Raw genomic sequence first — 19,372 nt, forward strand, 5'->3', positions numbered from 1 at the left:
TTTTTCTGATTTCTACGTTTTTTCAAAAATCCATTCAAATAGAATTACTATCTTTGTTTCTTGCTCAATAAACAAAAAATTGAATGGGTTTAGTTACAGCTAAAGAGGTTGCAAAAGCAATTAATACTGATAAGTACGGTGTTTTCGGTACTTTTTCGGGTTGGTTGTTGATGAAAATATTGAAAATTTCGACATTAAATAAAATTTACGACAGGAATAAGCACATCAAAGAAGTTGATTTTTTAAATGCAATTCTGAGTGATTTAGAAATTAAATTCGAAATTCCCGAAGAAGATTTCAAACGACTTCCAAAAGATGGCGCTTATATTACTATTTCTAATCATCCGCTAGGAGGAATTGATGGTATTTTGTTACTAAAATTGATGTTGGAAAAAGAACCCAATTTCAAAATCATAGCCAATTTTTTATTGCACAGAATTGAGCCAATGAAGCAGTACATAATGCCGGTAAATCCGTTTGAAAACCACAAAGATGCCAAATCAAGCGTTATCGGAATCAAAGAAACATTACGTCATTTAAGCGATGGTAAACCATTAGGAATGTTTCCTGCTGGTGAGGTTTCAACCTATAAAGACGGTAAACTTGTGGTAGATAAAGCTTGGGAAGAAGGCGCTATAAAAGTAATTAGAAAAGCGCAAGTTCCTGTTGTTCCTATCTATTTTCATGCAAAAAACAGCCGATTATTTTATTTTTTATCTAAAATTGGTGGTACACTTCGAACCGCAAAATTACCATCAGAACTTTTTACTCAGAAGCACCGTGTGATTAAAGTGCGTATCGGAAAACCAATTTCGGTTGCAGAGCAAAACGAATATAAATCCATTGAAGAATATTCAGAATTCTTGAGAAAGAAGACTTATATGTTGGCCAATTCGTTCAATGAAGAAAGTAAATTATTGTCGGTTCCGAATTTAAAAAGTCCTAAAAGTCCAAAGAAAATCGTTACACCAGCAAATCAAGAGAAAATGATTGCTGAAATAGAAGAATTGCGTAAAACCGATTCAAGATTTTTTCAAAGTAAGAACTATGAGGTGTTTTTTACCGAGGCTAATAAAATTCCAAATATCCTACACGAAATTGGTCGTTTAAGAGAAATTACGTTCCGAGAAGTGGGTGAAGGAACCAACGAATCTATTGATTTAGACAAATACGACCAATATTATCACCACATGTTTTTGTGGGATGAGGATGCAAAAAAAGTAGCTGGAGCTTATCGAATGGGATTAGGTTCAGAAATTTTTCCTAAATATGGAATGGATGGTTTTTATTTGAATGATTTGTTTCGCTTTGAAACAGAATTGCATGACATGATGAAAAGTTCTATCGAAATGGGACGTGCTTTTATCGTGAAAGAATACCAACAAAAACCAATGCCTTTGTTTTTACTATGGCGAGGCATTATTCATACAACCTTACGTTATCCTGAACATAAATTTTTATTAGGTGGTGTGAGCATCAGCAATCAATTTACCGATTTTTCAAAGTCGTTGATGATTGAATTTATGAAATCCAATTATTACGATCCTTATATTGCGCAATATGTGCATCCTAAAAAGGAATTTAAAGTAAAATTAAAAGATGCCGACAAAGATTTTATCTTCGATGAAGCGGAAGCCGATTTGAATAAATTTGACAAAATCATTGACGAATTAGAACCAGGAAACCTGCGTCTTCCGGTATTAATAAAAAAATACATCAAACAAAATGCGCGTTTGGTAGCCTTCAATGTTGATCCTCTTTTCAACAATGCCATCGACGGATTAATGTACATAAGAATTGCCGATATTCCAGAAAGCACAATGAAGCCAGTAATGGAAGAATTTCAAGCTGAACTAGAACGAAAGCTGAGTGAAAAACAGGAATAGTTTTAGTGTTCAGTGTTCAGTGTTCAGTGTTCAGTGTTCAAAATTATAAAAAAAGCTAAACTTTTATTTTATAGAAGTACTGTCGTTATTGTTTTAAACAAAAATCAATTTACTACGTATTGTCACACTGAGCCTGTTGAAGTGGTTTGTGTTAAATAAAAAATCTTCGACAAGCTCAGACTGACACTGTATATTTATATTGGCTCTTTTACTAAGTAGGAATTTGTATTTTCAACAAAAATCAATTGATTATGTATTGTCACACTGAGCTTGTCGAAGTGATACTATTAAATATAAAATAAATGAAAACATATTTTGTTTATATCCTAAAGTGCAGTGATAATTCATATTATACAGGATTCACCAATAATTTAGAAAGAAGATTTGGCGAACACCAAGCTGGCAAAAACAAAGAAAGTTATACATTTAGTAGAAGACCACTAAAATTAATGTGGTTTGAAACTTTTAATGATGTATTAAATGCCATTGCAATTGAAAAACAAATAAAAGGTTGGAGTAGAATAAAAAAGGAAGCTCTAATAGCCCAAGATTGGGATAGACTGGTCTTGTTTTCTAAAAATTATACCCAATTTGGTAATCCTAACGAATTGGAATAAATAAAATCTTCGACAAGCTCAGACTGACACTGCATACTTTTATTGGCTCTTCTACTAAGTAGGAATTTGTATTATCAACAAAAATCAATTTACTACATATTGTCACACTGAGCCTGTCGAAGTGGTTTGTGTTAAATAAAAAATCTTCGACAAGCTCAGACTGACACTGTATATTTAAATTGGCTCTTTTACTAAATAGAAATTTGTATTTTCAACAAAAACCAATTGACTACGTATTGTCACACTGAGCCTGTCGAAGTGGTTTGAGTTAAGTAAAAGATCTTCGACAAGCTCAGACTGACACTGTATATTTAAATTGGCTCTTTTACTAAGTAAAAATGTGTGTTTTCAACAAAAATCAATTGATTATGTATTGTAACACTGAGCCTGTCGAAGTGCTAATAATTCTTTACCAAAACCTTATAATCATCCCATTCTTTTTGGGTTAAGGTTTGTGTTTTTTTGTATTTCTTTCCTTTTAAATACTCTATAATATACTTGGCTCTTGCTTCAGAATCAGGATGCGTTGAAATCCATTCTAGAGAATTGGGCATATCATTTTCTTGGGCTAACTCATACATAAAATCGGCCATTGGTTCGGGATTGATGTTGGCTTCTAGTAAATAGTTTACACTTTCCATATCAGCTTCTTTTTCTAATGTTCTGTCGTAGGCTGTTGAAGACAACGTATTCAAAATTTCTTTCAAAATTTCACCTCCTTTTCCACCTGTCGCAGCAGAAAGAATTACGGATAATCCTATTTCTTTAGATAATTTTTTCATCACGTGATTGTTTTGAATGTGCGCAATTTCGTGACCTAATACACCTTGCAATGCTTCTTGCTTTTTGCAATCTTCAATCAATCCGGTATAAACTACTAAATGATTATTGGGCAAGGCAAACGCATTTACCTCGTCTTTATCGATAACGTGAACCTTCAACGAATCGCGTTCAATAGCATTAGCTTTGCAAATCGGTAAAATCAATTTATCTAAAGTTTTTACTATCGAATCATTTAAAATTACATCTTCGGTATCTTGAATTTGATTCCATATTAAATCACCAATATTCGTTTCGGCAGAAGCGGTTCTTTTTTCAATCTCAAATAAGGTAACAAAATCAATTCTCGACAACCCAAAAAAGATTCCGAAAAATAAGATTAGAATAACTAAACCTTGAATTAAAACTTTATTTATCATTTGGCTTGCAAATTAAATTAGTTAGACTTCCAAAAAACCATTGTTGCACATGAATGCCTTTTCGTGTTTGAACCGCACTATAAATGGTAGAAACAAACTCCAATAAATTAAAAAGAATTACGGTAAACAAGTAAGCAAAATAATAATTGGTTGGCTTTTTTCCATCAAAGATTACCGAAATGGTCCACCAAAAGCCGAAGCTGTTCATACACAAAAGTGCCATTTGAGAAAATAACGCTTGAAGACAATGCCATCTTACAAAATAAGTGCCTTTTCTGTTGGCCAAATAAAAGAAAAAAGTTGCAAACAAATTGATTATTGGCAACGGCAAACCAGCAACTAAGGCTACTAAAGACATCAAATAACTATTGGATGCTTTTTCGGCTTCGTGCTCTGACGGTTTGTAGGGAAAAGTAGTGTCTTGAATCATAATCCTTTATATATATTCCAAATCCAATTGATAATTACTAAAATAATTAAGGGAATTGCTATCCACTTAGTTCGGATGATTTCTTCTATCTTTTTATACCAAAAATAGAAGGTTTCTTTATTGGTTATAACATCGAATAAAATCCAAACTGGTGCAACCACCATAAGTATAACAACAATTATTCCGAAAGGATTCATTTGAAGTGACGCAGCAAAATCTCCTTGAAGAAAAAGCTGTACCGCACGAGTCGTACCACAAGAAGGACAAGCATAACCTGTCACATTTTTAATAATACAAACTGATAAATGAGAACTTTCGGAATACTTTATTTTATAAAAAAGATAGGCCAAGCCCAAAAAACAAGCTATAAATACAATAGCATATAACTTGTTTTTTTTCATTAATTAGTATAATGAATTTTGGAACGTCTCCATGTTTTTCTCACGAGTTGCACCCATGATTAAGAACCAATCGATAATTGCCCAAATTCCTAATCCACCACAAGTTAATAACTTCCCGATTCCCATTCCTGTATCGCCAATCATAAATCTATCGATTCCTAATTGACCACCAAGTAATGAAACAATGATACTTGTTGTTGGATCTTTAAATTGCATTGTTTGAACCATACCCCATTTTGAATCATCAAGAGTTAATAATTTTTCTCTAACTGCCATTAAATGATGTGCTTCGAAAAATTTTGAATTGGTCATCATGAACATGTCTACTTTACTTGATTCCATAATTTTGTTTTATTGGTTATTGTTATTAGGTTACTAAAATATAATTATTAGACGAATTGTTCTAAAAAATGTTACTTTTTTTATAAAAATTAATGATTTTATCGACGATTACTTGGGCTAACTTTTCGTGACTTTCAAAAGTCCAGCCGGCAATGTGTGGCGTTAATAGCACATTTTCTGCTTGCAATAAATACTCAAAAGCTGCTGGTTTAGCGCTTTCAATAAATAAATTCTCGAACGATAGTTTTTCATATTCCAACACATCTAAACCAGCACCAAGAACTTTTCCGGATTCTAAAGCTGCAACCAAATCGGCTGTAACTACATTGTTTCCTCTTGAAGTATTGAGGAACCAAAACGGTTTAGAAAACGAATTGATGAATTCAGCATTTACCATTTTATCAGTTTCTGGTGTCCACGGAAGGTGTAAACTTAAAACATCGGCTTGCTGTTGAAGTTCTTGCAAAGAAACTTGTGTAGCATTTTCATCGGATACATTCTCGAGAATATCATAACAAAGTACCTTTACATCAAAGCCACGCAGTTTCTTAGCAAACGATTTTCCCATATTTCCGTAGCCAATTATTCCAATGGTTTTACCTTCTAATTCATAACCACGATTGCCTTCGCGAATCCATTTTCCGTCGCGCACTAATTTGTCAGCTCGGTTTAATTTGTTCATTAATGACAAAAGCATTCCAAGTGCGTGTTCGCCAACAGCATTACGATTTCCTTCAGGAGCTGCGATTAAGTGAACGCCTTTCTCAATAGCATAGGCACAATCAATACTTTCTAATCCAGCGCCAACTCGGGCAATAAATTGCAAATTGGTAGCTTTATCAAGAAAAGTTTTATCGATCTTAAATCGCGAGCGAATGACGATGCCGTGATAGTTTTGAATTTTGGCTTCGACTTCTTCTTTGGTGGAAACGAAATCTTCTTCGTTAGTGAAACCTGCTTCTTGAAGTTGGTTCCATAATAACGGATGATTGTTGTCGATGTGGAGGATTTTAATGGTTTCGGGTTTCAAGGTTTCGGGTTTCGAGTTACTATTTTTTGAAGGTTAAATATAAAACTATTTTTTGAAACCATTTAGATATTAAGTTTCATTAAGACGAAATGTCTTTTGAATTATAATTTCACAAAAGACATATACTAACTAGCCCTGATGCAAAGGAAAAACCTTGCCTTTTTTGGCAAGTTTTGGAAAGGCAGCAGGAAAATGGAAACCAAATAAATCCTGAGCCATTCGCTTTAAAACCCTAAAATCAGTTTGGCTATTGAAAAGTAAATTAGGATTCCACAGATGTCGTTACTTGTGGTGATAAACGGACCAGTGGCTAATGCAGGATCAATGCCAAATTTATCAAGAATCAACGGAATGGAAGTACCAATTAATGAGGCAATAATAATTACGGAAACTAAGGCAATGGTCACTATGATTCCGATTTTAGATTCGACTCCTAATAAAAAATGACTTCCTAAAAACAATAAGGTTGCTAAAATCACTCCGTTTAATAAACTTAGCGAAATTTCTTTAAGTAATCGATTAAAAATGGTTCCGCTAATGCTGTGATTGGCCAAACCTTGTACGATAATAGCCGAAGATTGTACGCCAACATTTCCTGCCATAGCGGCAATTAATGGTGTAAAAAAGAATAATTCTTTGTGAAACTGCATCGCACCTTGAAAACCTTCAAGTAAAGTCACACTTATAAATCCGCCGAAAAGGGCTAAAACCAACCAAGGCAAACGTGCTTTGGTCAATTGGATAATGCTATCATCAGCTTCAACGTCTTGTGAGATACCTGCTGCTAATTGGTAATCTTTGTCGGCTTCATCTTTAATTACGTCAACAATATCATCGATGGTAATGCGTCCTACTAATCGTCCCATTTCGTCAATTACCGGAATGGCTTCGAGGTCGTATTTTTGCATAATTCGTGCTACCTCAACATTAGAATCGTTGACACGAACAGAATCGACTTTTTTAATATAAACATCGCTAATCATTGTTTTGGTTGATGTAACCAATAAATCTTTTAACGATAAACGTCCTTTGAGTCGGTTTTCATCATCAACTACATAAATGGAGTGCACTCTAGTTACGTTCTCGGCTTGAATTCGCATTTCTTTTACGCAAGTTAGTACGTTCCAATTTTCATTGACTTTTACTAACTCTTTACCCATTAAACCACCGGCAGTATCTTCGTCATAACGCAATAAATCAACAATATCTTTAGCGTGTTCAACGTCTTCAAGCTCAGAGATTACTTGCTCTTTTTTTCTTTGCGGAAGTTCACTAATGATATCGGCAGCGTCATCAGTATCAAGTTCGTCAATTTCTTCGGCAATTTCTTTGGCAGAAAGTCCGCGGAGGATTTTTTCACGAACATCGTCTTCTAACTCGGTAAGAATTTCGGCAGTGATTTCGCTATCTAATAATTTAAAAATATAAATTGCCTCATCTGACTCTAATTCGTCAAAAATTTCGGCAATATCAGCATGGTGCATATCGTTCAGCAAAATACTTAACTCTTGGTCGTTCTTTTGATGAATTAATTGCTCTATTTGAACTAAAAGTTCCTTGCTGATTTTAAACTGCATTGGCTTCTATTTTTTGGGTAAGTTCAATAAATTGCTCTACTGACAATTGCTCTGGTCGGAGGTCAAAGATAGTGTCTTCTCGTAAATTATCGGACAAATTTAGTGATTTTAAGCTATTGCGCATAGTTTTTCGTCGTTGTTGAAAAGCCATTTTTACAACCGTAAATAATAATTTTTCACTACAAGGCAACGAATAATTTTCTTTTCTACGCATGCGCATCACACCCGATTTTACTTTTGGTGGCGGAATAAAAACATTCTCATCAACCGTAAAAAGATATTCTACATCGTAAAATGCTTGGGCTAAAACCGACAGAATTCCATAAACTTTACTTCCTTTTTTAGAGCAAATTCGCTCGGCAACTTCTTTTTGAAACATTCCGGCAAACTCCGGAATTTGATCTCGGAATTCTAAAGTTCTAAAAACAATTTGTGTTGAAATATTGTAAGGAAAGTTTCCGATGATAGCAAATTGTTTTCCGTCGAAAATTTCATTGATATTGTATTTCAAAAAGTCTTTAGAAATGATTTTATCCTTTAATTTTGGATAATTCTCATCTAAATAAGTAACCGATTCGGTGTCGATTTCGATTACATAAGTATTAATGGGTTTTTCTAATAAATATTTAGTTAAAACACCCATTCCTGGTCCGATTTCTAAAACATCGGTATATCCTTCAAGATTTAAAGTATCGGCAATGGCTTTAGCGATAGATTCGTCTTTTAAGAAATGTTGTCCGAGGTGTTTTTTGGCTTTTACTTTTTCCATATTGTTTGCCACGAAGGCTCTAAGTCGCTAAGGTTATTTATCGCAAGGGCACGTAGGCGCAAAGCAAATTATTTGTTTTTTAAATCTCTTAGTTGCTGGATGTCTAATAAATCTTTGGGCCTATTAGCCTTTATTTTGCTAGTAATTAAATCTTCAAAAGACAACACATTCCATCTCAGAAAAATTTTTTCATTAATAGTCACTTGTTCGCTATCATTAAAAGCTTCTTCAAAAGATTTGTTTACAGAAAAATTAGTGATTAATTCTAAATTTAAATCTAATGGTGAAAATTTTATGGATATATTTTGTTCTCTATTTTTAACTTTTTCAGGGAAATCATTTATTTCGTAACCCATTTCATTGAAAGTTGCGATAAGATTTTTAAAATTTGCTTCTGTAGTTTCAATCCAAAAATCTACATCTGCAGAATGTCTTTGATAACCATGAAAGTTCACCGCACCTCCACCAACCATTAACATTCTTACATTATGTTTGTTAGCTGTAGCAATAAATTCATCAATATTCTTTTCCCAAAGTTTCATTATCTAATTTTGCTTTAAGTTCAATAATAAAATTATCCTTGGTTCGGTCGATTTTATTTTTTATTGGAAATTGACTCATACGCTCCATCAAACGAAAAAAAGCATAAATACGTTCCGCTTTTGATAATTTTAAAAAATCATCATGCTGTTGTTTAGTACTTTCTTTTTTAGTTTGAAATTTTATTTCCATCTGAAAAAACATTAATTCGTCTGAAAAAACTCTGAAACCAATTCTAACTCGGTTCTAAATGCTAACATTTTATCGCCAAAAAGTCTTGCTCCTTCTTCTCTTAATCTTGGCGCATCTTCATTGTAATAGCGTTGTAAGGTTTCCATTGAATCAGTTGTATATTGAACTGCATAAGTTGTTCCACCCATTTCTTCTTCAACCAAAACTTTAACCATTCGTGCTGAAGAAAATTTTCCTGTAGCAAGAACTTCATTTATATGTTTCGTCTGCATCCAATTCAACCATTGGTTGTGCACACTTTCGTGAATATTTACTGTTACGTTATATAATATCATTTAATAATTAATTGCTGTTAATTTATTTTATTAGTTTCTTATACTTACCTTCAAAAAACTCAGTATAAACAAGCTTAGTTAAATAATGATTCCTCAAATTTCTCGAATTTCTTAAATCTGTGTTCCAAAAATTGACTAAATAGAATCACCTCTAAGTTTCCTATATTTCTTTTGCGAGGTCACATAGAAAATACTGTCTTCGTGTTTAGTTATTACTTCTTCATATAAGGGTTTAGCTTTTTCGGAATCGTTCAACTGATTGTAAATTTCAGCTGAATAAAATAAGGCTTCATCAATATAAATACACTCCTTAAAGTTATCTAATATAAGCTGATAATTGGCTAAAGCTGCCGTTAAATCACCTGATTCTTCATAAATTTTACCTATTCTTAAAAGTGTAACAGGTTCAATAGCATCGCCTTTATTTTCTTTCAAAATAGCTTGAAAAGCGGCTAAGGCATCTTGTTTTTTTTCTTGATAAACTAGAAAATCAGCACGAGCAAATTTCTTTAAAGCTACTTGAGTCGAATCTTCAACAGTATTGTCTGAAATTAATAAGAATAAATCCAGTGCATCATTAGCTATAAGCTGTGATGAAGCTGATTTTAAAATCTTAAGTTGATGTTCTGCCCACTTAAAATCGGCTTTGTAATAGCTTGTTTTAGCAGTTTTCAAACTAGCTTCTTGACCAATCGGACTGTTGTTAGCGTCGTTTTCGATTTGAGAATAATAAATTAAGGCCTGATTAAATTTCTCTTCAAACAATAAAATATCTGCTAATTCCATCTTAACCTCAGCCGTTTGATCTCTATTCAAAGGCATTTCTAAAATATTCTTCAAAATGGTTTTGGCCGTTTCAACCTCTTTTAAATTGAAAGCCGAGAAATGAGCTTTGATTTTTAATAACGATAAGGAAAACGGACTAACACCAAATTCTTTAATCAAGTTATCTAACTCTAAATTTATGACGGGATAATCTTTAGCTTGTGCTTTCGCAATTTTCATTTCCATCAAATAAGAATGCGATTGAATTTGCAAATCTAAATCTTTGGTGTTTTCAAGCACAAATCCTAGGATTTCTTGCGCAGCTTCACTATCATTTTCCTCAATAGCCAATTGGCCTAAATTTACGATATTAGAAAAAGACTCTGGATTTCTTTTGTAGATTGCTTTTTCTTGAATAAAGGCTTTACCATATTCTTTCTGCTGCACATAAAACCAACTCAAAAATTCATTCCAAAAAATATCTTGTGTTTTTTGAATTCTTACTAATAAAGCTTTTTTTAAGATTTCATTAAAGGTAACATCAGTTTCTTCAGTTGTAAATCGAGTCAATTGATTTTGAACTACAATCAAATTTTGTGGATTAGTATAAGATTCAGTCAAAAACATATCAATCATTTTCTCTGTTTCACCTTTTTGTCCATAAAGCAAAGCCATTTGAAAATTAAAATTGAATTTTGGCTCTAAGGAAACTGCCGTTTGATAGGCCAATAAAGCATAATCTGTTAAAGATTTTCTATCAAAAACATAGGCTATTTGATAAACCTCACTTGGATTTTTCTTAATCCTGTCGATAGCTTGATCATAATATTTAGTTGCCTTGTCTTGATTTTTTTGCAGTTGATAATTATAACCCAACTCTACCAGAAAATTACCTTGCTTAAACTTATCCAACCGTTCTTGAATAGCTTTCTCTGCTTTTTCAAATTGTTGTAATTGCTGGTAACACTCCACAACTTTTTGAAAATAATTAAAATTATTGGGTTGTGCTTTCAACAACTCTTCATAGCTAATTAATGCTTTTTCAAACTCGCCTCTATCAAAGTAGTTTAGTGCCAATTGTTCGTTTTGAGCTTGAACAAGTAGTGAAACCACAAAGAATACTATAGTTAAAAATTTTTTCATCAAATGCATTTAAAAAACAATGTACTAAAGTAACACATTTTGTGCCAATTTAGTACATTATTGATATAAGATTAACTTTTAGTTGATAATGTCAAATCCTGTGTATTTGCGTAATACTTCAGGAACTACAATACCTTCTGGTGTTTGATAATTTTCTAAAATTCCCGCAAGAACTCTTGGTAAAGCTAGCGAACTTCCGTTTAAAGTGTGTGCTAATTGATTTTTTCCGTCTTTATCTTTAAACCTTAATTTCAAACGATTGGCTTGAAAAGTTTCAAAATTAGATACCGATGAAATTTCTAACCAACGATCTTGAGCGGTTGAAAATACTTCAAAATCATAAGTTAATGCTGAAGCAAAACTCATATCACCACCACACAAACGTAAAATTCTGTAAGGCAATTTCAACTCACGCATAATATCTTTTACGTGTTCTACCATTTCATCTAACGCTTCGTAAGATTTATCAGGATGTTCAACGCGAACGATTTCAACTTTATCAAATTGATGCAAGCGATTTAATCCACGAACGTGAGCGCCATAAGAACCTGCTTCTCTTCGGAAACAAGGTGTGTAACCTGTGCATTTAACTGGTAACTCATTTTCAGATAAAATAACATCCCTAAAAATATTAGTTACTGGAACTTCAGCTGTTGGAATTAAATACAAATTATCCGCAGCATCGTGATACATTTGGCCATCTTTGTCTGGCAACTGTCCGGTTCCATAAGCAGAAGCTTCATTTACTAAATGTGGAACTTGATACTCTAAATAACCTGCATCGGTATTTTTATCAAGAAAATAGGTGATTAAGGCACGTTGCAATTTAGCCCCTTTTCCTTTATAAACAGGAAATCCAGCACCCGTGATTTTGTTTCCTAATTCGAAATCAATAATGTCATATTTTTTTACCAATTCCCAATGAGGCAAAGCACCTTCATGCAATTTTGGAACTTCGCCTTCTTCAAAAACGTTTAGGTTTTCTTCAGGAGTTTTTCCTTCTGGTACAAGATCTGCAGGAAGATTGGGTAATAAATATAATTTATGTGTAATTTCGTTAGCCAAAGTATCTACTTTTTCAGATAATTCTTTACCAAGTTCACGCAATTGAACGGTTTTTTGCTTTAAAATATCCGATTTAGACTTTTCACCATTCTTCATCATCTCACCAATATCTTTAGACAATTTATTGGATTCTGCAAGAGTGTTTTCTAAGTCGGCTTGAGTACTTCTTCTCAATTCGTCTGTTTGAATAATTTCCTCTACAATAGACTTAGCGTCCATGTGTTTTTTGGCTAAAGCTGTAATAACTTTCTCTTGATTTTCTCTAATAAAGGCTATCTGTAACATGACTAAAATTTTATAAGATGGCAAATTTAAGCAATTGCTTTCTATTAATAGAATATTATAAAAAGTTTCTATAAGACATCAAAGCATTCATTATTAATAATTTATCTACTATTTGACAAAACTTTAGGAATTGTAAAACCAAAAAAATAGTATATTCGCAAAAATTAATTGTTTGAGATGAGAAAATCCTACTTATTACTAGCACTTCTTTCCGTTTTCTTTTCATTTGCGCAAAAAGAACAAGAAGAATTAAACGAAATTGTAAATGCTGAAATGAAATCGGCATCCAATTTAATGGCTGTTGCCATAAACCCAAATACCCTAAACTATGATGTTACCTATCATAAATTAGAATTTACTATTGACCCAGCGGAATATTTCATTACGGGCAAAGTGACAACTACTTATACAGCACTTGCTAATATGAATGCTGTAACTTTCGATTTAGCTACTGAGATGACGGTAACTTCAGTAAAAATTGGTACCACAAACTTAACTTTCACTCAAAACACGGCTGACGAATTAGTATTTACGCTTCCTAATACGCAAGCTGTTGGAACTTCAGCAACGATTGAAATTCAATATTCTGGAGCACCACCAAGTGGCGGATTCGGATCATTTGCAGCCACAACTCACAATGGTACTCCGGTACTTTGGACCTTATCTGAACCATTTGGAGCTAGAGATTGGTGGCCATGCAAACAAGATTTAAATGATAAAATAAACTCGATTGATGTTTTTATAACCGCACCTTCGCAATATATTGCAGTAGCGAACGGCGTAGAACAATCTCAAACAGTTAATGGAACTAATAAAACCACCCATTTTCAACACAACTATCCTATTCCTGCTTATTTAATTTGTATTGCAGCAACTAACTATACGGTTTACACCCAAACCTCAGGAACAGGGCCAAACACGTTTCCAATTGTGAACTATATTTATCCCGAAAACTTTACTCCAGCAGTTCAAACGCAATTGAATCAAACACCTTTGATTATGGATTTTTTCAATACTACTTTTGAATTATATCCTTTTCACAATGAAAAATACGGACACGCGCAGTTTGGTTGGGGTGGCGGAATGGAACATACTACTGTTTCCTTTATGAATAACTTTAGCAGAGGTTTAATTGCTCACGAACTAGCACACCAATGGTTTGGAGATAAAATAACCTGCGGAACATGGAAAGATATTTGGCTTAATGAAGGTTTTGCCACTTATCTAGCTTCTTTAGTAATTGAAAACTTTGACGGCAATAATGCATTTATCGCCGATAAAACTGCTATGATTAACAATATCACATCGCAACTTGGAGGCGCCGTTTACTTGACCGATACTGAGGCATCAAATGTCGGGCGTATTTTTAGTTCCAGACTATCTTACAATAAAGGTGCAATGGTGCTGAATATGTTAAGACTAAAAATGGGTGATACCATGTTCTTCCAAGCTTTAAGAAATTATCTAGCCGATACGAATTTAGCCTTTAAATATGCCGTTACAAGTGATTTAAAATCCCATTTGGAAGCAGTTTACGGAAGCAGCTTAACAGAATTCTTCAATGATTGGGTTTTCGGCCAAGGTTATCCAACGTATACTATTACGGCGCAAAATTGGGGTTCTGGTCAAGCCAAAATCAATGTATCTCAAACACAATCACACAGTTCGGTTTCATTTTTCGAAATGCCAATTCCAGTTAGATTGGTAGGCACAAACGGGCAAACATTTGATACGGTTTTAGAAAACACTAATAACAATCAAGAGTTTATAATTTCAGTTCCATTTGCTATTACCAATGTGATTTTTGACCCTGAAAAAGATATTATCTCTAAAAACAATTCAGTAACACTAGGCAATGAAAACTTTAGTTTAGAAAAAGCTATTGTCATCTATCCGAATCCAGTTACTGATAAAATAAACATTCAACTACCAGATACAATCACTTTACAAAAAGTAACTATTCTGAATAGTCTTGGTCAAGTAACCTCCGAAAATAATACAACTGAATTCCCTGTAAACCAATTATCTGAAGGAATATATTTTATCCAAATCCAAACCTCAGAAGGTACATTTCATAAAAAAATTATAAAAAATTAGACTAAAAGAACATAATTAGTAAAAAGTAAGGCGAAAACCTTACTTTTGCTTTTTTTAGAAACATAGATTCACAAGAATAATGATACAAGTTGCACAAATTATTTTTATTTTATCAGTATTAGTAATACTTCACGAATTCGGACACTACATTGCGGCAAAGATTTTTAAAGTTAGAGTGGAAAAATTCTATCTTTTTATGGACGCCGGCTTTTCAATAATAAAGAAAAAAATTGGAGAAACAGAATGGGGAATCGGTTGGTTGCCTATAGGCGGATATGTAAAACTTTCTGGAATGATTGATGAAAGTATGGATACCGAACAAATGAAACAAGAACCTCAGCCTTGGGAATTTCGTTCAAAACCAGCTTGGCAACGTTTAATCATAATGTTAGGCGGAATTATCGTAAATATAATTTTAGCCATTACAATTTACACTATAATGTTTTCAACGGTAGGACAAAAATACATTGCTACCGAAACCATCCAAAAAAACGGATTAAGCTTCACTCCTATCGGAAAAGAAGTTGGATTTCAAAACGGTGATAAAATAATCTCTGTAGATGGTGAACCGGTTCAAAATAAATTCAACAGATTAATTATTGATGTGCTATTAAGTGATAAACTTATCGTGGAAAGAAATGGCCAACAAAAAGAGATAGCATTAACCGACGAAAGTAAAGCAAAGATTCTTGGTACGGAAGGCAAAAACTTTATGATGCCAAGAATTGAAGGATTCAAAATAGATTCTATCCTACCAAAATCTGGAGCTTTTTATGCCGGACTAAAAATAAACGATCAAATTACAGCAGTTAATGGTACTACAATTAAATACTATGACGAATTCACTAACTTGATTGCAAACAAAGCAAATGACTCAATTTCACTGGTTGTTTTAAGAAATAATACACCTGTTAATTTAAAAGCAAAATTAGACAAAGACGGTAAATTAGGTTTTAGACCATCACTAAGCTTAGCTAATGATAAAGAAAAGTTTGAAGTAGTTAACAAATTATCATTCGCACAGGCTTTACCTCAAGCTGTGAAAGAATCATGGCAATTATTAGTGTACAACGTAAAACAATTCAAACTAATTTTAAAACCAAAAACACAAGCTTACAAGCAAGTGAAAAGTCCAATCGGAATTGCAAGAATGCTACCTGATGAATGGAACTGGGAATTTATTTGGAGCTTTACGGCGCTTTTTTCAATCGGATTAGCCTTCATGAATTTGCTACCTATTCCTGGTTTAGATGGTGGTCATGCGCTTTTTACTATCGCAGAAATGATAACTGGAAAAAAATTAAGCGAAAAAAACATGGGGTACGTTCAAACAGCCGGAATGATTATCTTGCTGACTTTAATGGCTTTAACTTTCGGAAAAGATATCTACCAATTAGTAATGGATAAATTTTTCACAAATCATTAAAAAAAAAACGCAAAATAATTTGCAAAAAATAAAAAACACCCTATATTTGCAACCGCTTAACAGATAAACAATCTGTTTTAGAAACGAAAAAGTTCTTACAATATTAAAACATACAGTTTCCTCCTTAGCTCAGTTGGTTAGAGCATCTGACTGTTAATCAGAGGGTCCTTGGTTCGAGCCCAAGAGGGGGAGCAAATGAAAAAGAGGTCTTAATAGACCTCTTTTTTTATGGAATAAATCAAAGCTTAATTTCTTATAGTCTTTTAAATCTTTTGAAAAAAGACCAAATTACTTCACAAGCATTCATATCCTGACTCGTCTTGCCAATAATTAATTCATTTAGATACTGATAACCTTGTGGCCAAGTATGTCCACCATTTGTTATAACATAACTTACTACCTCGCTTCCGTTAGTAGAATTTGAATATACTCTTTGTTTTATTGTTGTGCCATCGTTTGCAATATCAGGTAAATCTATTATTACAGGAGTGCTGGTACAACCATTAATAGTTATCCATTTATCAACTGCTTGAAAATGCGATAAAACCGTTCCTCCTGCAGTTCCACCAGCCGTCATTTGTCCGCCTGTAAAAGGAACAAGAGGGTCGGTAGTTCCGTGAATATAAATTGCAGGGACTGGTCTGCCGGGATTACAACTTGAAGCAATTGTTGTAGCTTCTATTGTCGCAGCATCTACAGCAATTGCCGCAATTCTATTACTTAATTCACAACCCAATCGCGAAGACATAAATCCACCATTTGAGATTCCAGTTGCATATATTTTTGTGCCATCAACAGATAAATTTGCAATTGCATAATCACACATTTGATTGAAAAAACTAACATCATTAATTCCCAGTTGATTTGGAGTAGTTGGTCGCCCATCATTCCAATTATTCTGTATTCCGGCAGGATAAATTAACACTACTTTTTCTCTATCTGAAATAGGTTTGAAATTGGCAATGTTAATCATTCCTTCAGGTGTTCCGCTTCCGCCGTGAATTGCGAAAATTAAAGGCATTTTTCCTGCGTTGTTGTAACCTGTTGGAAGATATACTATAAAACTTCTTGCATTTCCATCAACTGTCAAATTGATTGTTTTTTGTTCACTTGGTTTGTCGGCAGTTGTTGTTGGATTGTCATCTTTGTTACACGAAATAAGTGTAATCAGAATTGACATAAGTAAAACTATTTGTCTCATTTTTATTTTAATTTATTTCGTTTAGCCATTTTATGTGTCGTTTGGTTTAATTGCCACTATTGAAGTCCTTTAAAAAAGTTCCAAACTTCTTCTGCATATTCTATATCTCTATTTTGAACTCCACTTGCAGGTGAAGAATTGGTATAAACTGTCTTACTTGGCACAGCGTGTCCAGCGTTATTTAGAACAAAATAAATCAATGGTTTTGCACCAGCATAAATTCTTTTTTCTACGTTTCCTGCATCTGTTGTGTTCACATTAAAAGTTGATATGGTTGGATTAATATTTTGTAAACCGTTTCTTTGTAACCAATAATTTAAGGTTGCAGTTTGAGATATTACTTTTCCACGATTACAATTGCCACCAATATCTGCAACACAACCACCATTTGCCGGCATTGCAGGGTCGCTTGTTCCATGAGTTATCAAGATTGGCAAAGGTAGATTAGAGCCATTTGTACAAAGTCCGCTTTCAGGAAACTGTGGTAAATTTCCACTTGAAACTGCTATCGCTTTAATAGTTTCAGGAAATTGAAAAGCATAAGAATAGGTCATTAATGCGCCATTACTTGTCCCTGTTAAAAACATTTTGTTTGAATTAATATTTAACTCTGAAATTAATTTTGAATTTAACTGTTTCAAAAAGAAAATGTCGTCACCTTGACTTCCTGATATATCATCACTTCTACAATCATTCCATCCCGGATTTCCTTGAATGTCGAGTGAACCTTCTGGATAGATTACTAAAAACTTTTCATTGTCTGCAATTGTCCGAAAAACGGATAATGGATGAGCACCTAATTCTGAAACTCCAATACCAAGTCCACCGCCACCGTGCAAAACTGTTACAACTGCATTTACAGTTGTCATTCCTGTTGGTCTATAAACTAAATATTTTCTGGTAATGTTGTTAATTGTTATATAATTTGTTGTCAAACCTTCTTGGTATGGAATAACATTAGGATTTGAAGGATTTGGATTGTCGTCATCTTTGTTACAACCAAGGGTAAAAATCACGACAAATAACAAAAATATTCTAATCATATTTTATTTAATTATTATAGTTATACCTTGTTAGATATTATTTTCATTGAAAGGTTTAATCTTGACACGCTTTTTTAAAAAAGTACAGGACTCGTTTATATGTATGACAAAGTCGTACAAAACAAACTCGTTTTGGGTAGATAGGTATTGCTGTCGTCATATATTATTTCAAATATAGCTATTTTAATTAATAATGTTTAAAATACAAAAATTGTATTATTATACTATTTTAAGTTCAATCTCCATAACTTAAATATAAAATCCTGTATCTATACATAATTATACCTTATTGATATTATACAATAAAAACTCTTTAATTAGTAGTAGTTCATTCATATGAATAGGTTTTTAAGATTTTAAAGTGATTTTCTCCGAAGAAGTATGAAGATGATAACTGCGACAAAGAATTATTTGTTAACTCTTTGTTTTTCTGATTATTAAATAAATTACCATCGCATCAAAATTGTAACTTTCTCCAATAGGAGGAGCTTTTTTAAAAATCCAGTTTATTTAGTTAGACTGGATTTTTTTTTGCTAATTTTAGGTCGTGAAATAATCAAATAAAATTCTAACTATGTAAAAAGCTATAACATTGTTTGCGTTTTTAATCACTTCCTTTATTTACGGGCAGGAAAATGTTAGTATTAATTTTTCAAACGATAGTAAAGAGGTTTATCATCTCTCACTTATTATCTACACACCAGACGGAAAAACACAAACTAGAGTGAGCGACCTAACTTCGGGTCAAGTTAAATCTTATTCGCTACCCGTTACTACAGAAATTTATATTGTAAATTTAAAACAAGAGACCTTCGCAATGAAAGGAAACGACATTAAAGCAACAGGTGTGAAACCTTATATCGTACTTAAAGATTCAGATAACGAAATAGTCATTAAGTTAAGTTCAATAAAACAAAACTAAAAAGCAAACCATTAATTTTCTGATAAAACAAGTGCAATCAGAAGATCAAATAGGGAACTTTCACCAATAAAAGAAGATTTTTAAAAATCCAGTTGATTTAATCAAAC

General features: G+C 33.1%; 19 protein-coding genes and 1 tRNA gene. 6 read left to right on the forward strand and 14 right to left on the reverse strand.

Features of this window, described 5'->3' with window-relative positions; translation table 11 throughout:
• Positions 1-83 precede the first annotated feature (83 nt).
• Entirely contained in the window at positions 84-1,886 is a 1,803-nt protein-coding gene (locus Q0050_RS10730) for a lysophospholipid acyltransferase family protein (protein WP_298395382.1), read from the forward strand.
• Positions 1,887-2,188: 302 nt separating this feature from the next.
• On the forward strand, positions 2,189-2,503 hold the full coding sequence (locus tag Q0050_RS10735; RefSeq protein WP_298395385.1) for a GIY-YIG nuclease family protein: 315 nt from the start codon (positions 2,189-2,191) through the stop codon (positions 2,501-2,503).
• A 398-nt stretch (positions 2,504-2,901) separates the two neighbouring features.
• Here the strand turns inward: Q0050_RS10735 and Q0050_RS10740 are convergent, their stop codons facing one another.
• The 12 genes from Q0050_RS10740 to serS all read right to left on the reverse strand — a co-directional run bounded on the left by Q0050_RS10740 (position 2,902) and on the right by serS (position 12,576).
• Positions 2,902-3,702, reverse strand: a complete 801-nt coding sequence (locus tag Q0050_RS10740) for a M48 family metallopeptidase (protein WP_298395388.1) — start codon at positions 3,700-3,702, stop codon at positions 2,902-2,904.
• On the reverse strand, positions 3,692-4,132 hold the full coding sequence (locus Q0050_RS10745; RefSeq protein ID WP_298395391.1) for a hypothetical protein: 441 nt from the start codon (positions 4,130-4,132) through the stop codon (positions 3,692-3,694). The genes Q0050_RS10740 and Q0050_RS10745 overlap by 11 nt, the downstream gene beginning before the upstream one ends.
• Entirely contained in the window at positions 4,129-4,533 is a 405-nt protein-coding gene (locus Q0050_RS10750; RefSeq protein ID WP_298395394.1) for a DUF2752 domain-containing protein, read from the reverse strand. The genes Q0050_RS10745 and Q0050_RS10750 overlap by 4 nt, the downstream gene beginning before the upstream one ends.
• A 3-nt stretch (positions 4,534-4,536) precedes the next feature.
• Positions 4,537-4,875 (reverse strand): TM2 domain-containing protein, encoded by a 339-nt coding sequence (locus Q0050_RS10755; RefSeq protein ID WP_298395397.1) that lies wholly within the window; start codon positions 4,873-4,875, stop codon positions 4,537-4,539.
• 61 nt (positions 4,876-4,936) lie between these two features.
• Positions 4,937-5,905, reverse strand: coding sequence for a 2-hydroxyacid dehydrogenase (locus Q0050_RS10760; protein ID WP_298395400.1), 969 nt, complete (start codon positions 5,903-5,905; stop codon positions 4,937-4,939).
• Positions 5,906-6,129: 224 nt separating this feature from the next.
• The gene (gene mgtE, locus Q0050_RS10765) at positions 6,130-7,482 is read right to left on the reverse strand and encodes a magnesium transporter (protein WP_298395402.1); all 1,353 of its coding nucleotides are present in this window, start codon (positions 7,480-7,482) and stop codon (positions 6,130-6,132) included.
• On the reverse strand, positions 7,472-8,251 hold the full coding sequence (gene rsmA, locus Q0050_RS10770) for a 16S rRNA (adenine(1518)-N(6)/adenine(1519)-N(6))-dimethyltransferase RsmA (RefSeq protein ID WP_298395405.1): 780 nt from the start codon (positions 8,249-8,251) through the stop codon (positions 7,472-7,474). The genes mgtE and rsmA overlap by 11 nt, the downstream gene beginning before the upstream one ends.
• A gap of 68 nt (positions 8,252-8,319) precedes the next feature.
• Positions 8,320-8,793 (reverse strand): nucleotidyl transferase AbiEii/AbiGii toxin family protein, encoded by a 474-nt coding sequence (locus tag Q0050_RS10775; protein WP_298395409.1) that lies wholly within the window; start codon positions 8,791-8,793, stop codon positions 8,320-8,322.
• A complete protein-coding gene (locus Q0050_RS10780; protein WP_298395412.1) occupies positions 8,768-8,983 on the reverse strand; it encodes a hypothetical protein in 216 nt (71 codons plus the stop codon). The genes Q0050_RS10775 and Q0050_RS10780 overlap by 26 nt, the downstream gene beginning before the upstream one ends.
• Positions 8,984-8,994: 11 nt before the next feature.
• A complete protein-coding gene (locus Q0050_RS10785) occupies positions 8,995-9,318 on the reverse strand; it encodes a DUF4286 family protein (protein ID WP_298395415.1) in 324 nt (107 codons plus the stop codon).
• Positions 9,319-9,453: 135 nt separating this feature from the next.
• Complete coding sequence (locus Q0050_RS10790) at positions 9,454-11,226, reverse strand: tetratricopeptide repeat protein (RefSeq protein ID WP_298395417.1); 1,773 nt, start codon at positions 11,224-11,226, stop codon at positions 9,454-9,456.
• Positions 11,227-11,304: 78 nt separating this feature from the next.
• Positions 11,305-12,576, reverse strand: coding sequence for a serine--tRNA ligase (gene serS, locus Q0050_RS10795; protein ID WP_298395420.1), 1,272 nt, complete (start codon positions 12,574-12,576; stop codon positions 11,305-11,307).
• Between the two features lie 177 nt (positions 12,577-12,753).
• Between serS and Q0050_RS10800 the strand changes: the two genes are divergently transcribed.
• From Q0050_RS10800 to Q0050_RS10810, 3 genes are all read left to right on the forward strand, one after another.
• Complete coding sequence (locus Q0050_RS10800) at positions 12,754-14,673, forward strand: M1 family aminopeptidase (RefSeq protein ID WP_298395423.1); 1,920 nt, start codon at positions 12,754-12,756, stop codon at positions 14,671-14,673.
• Positions 14,674-14,752: 79 nt separating this feature from the next.
• On the forward strand, positions 14,753-16,099 hold the full coding sequence (rseP, locus tag Q0050_RS10805) for an RIP metalloprotease RseP (protein ID WP_298395426.1): 1,347 nt from the start codon (positions 14,753-14,755) through the stop codon (positions 16,097-16,099).
• A gap of 118 nt (positions 16,100-16,217) precedes the next feature.
• Positions 16,218-16,291, forward strand: a tRNA-Asn gene (locus Q0050_RS10810).
• 61 nt (positions 16,292-16,352) lie between these two features.
• On the opposite strand, the gene Q0050_RS10815 is transcribed toward Q0050_RS10810, so the two are convergent.
• Complete coding sequence (locus tag Q0050_RS10815) at positions 16,353-17,300, reverse strand: PHB depolymerase family esterase (protein ID WP_298395427.1); 948 nt, start codon at positions 17,298-17,300, stop codon at positions 16,353-16,355.
• A gap of 56 nt (positions 17,301-17,356) precedes the next feature.
• The gene (locus Q0050_RS10820; protein WP_298395428.1) at positions 17,357-18,343 is read right to left on the reverse strand and encodes a hypothetical protein; all 987 of its coding nucleotides are present in this window, start codon (positions 18,341-18,343) and stop codon (positions 17,357-17,359) included.
• A gap of 592 nt (positions 18,344-18,935) precedes the next feature.
• Here Q0050_RS10820 and Q0050_RS10825 point away from each other — a divergent pair.
• On the forward strand, positions 18,936-19,265 hold the full coding sequence (locus Q0050_RS10825) for a hypothetical protein (RefSeq protein WP_298395430.1): 330 nt from the start codon (positions 18,936-18,938) through the stop codon (positions 19,263-19,265).
• Positions 19,266-19,372: the final 107 nt, after the last annotated feature.

The sequence above is a fragment of the Flavobacterium sp. genome (assembly GCF_027483985.1).
Taxonomy (GTDB): Bacteria; Bacteroidota; Bacteroidia; order Flavobacteriales; family Flavobacteriaceae; genus Flavobacterium.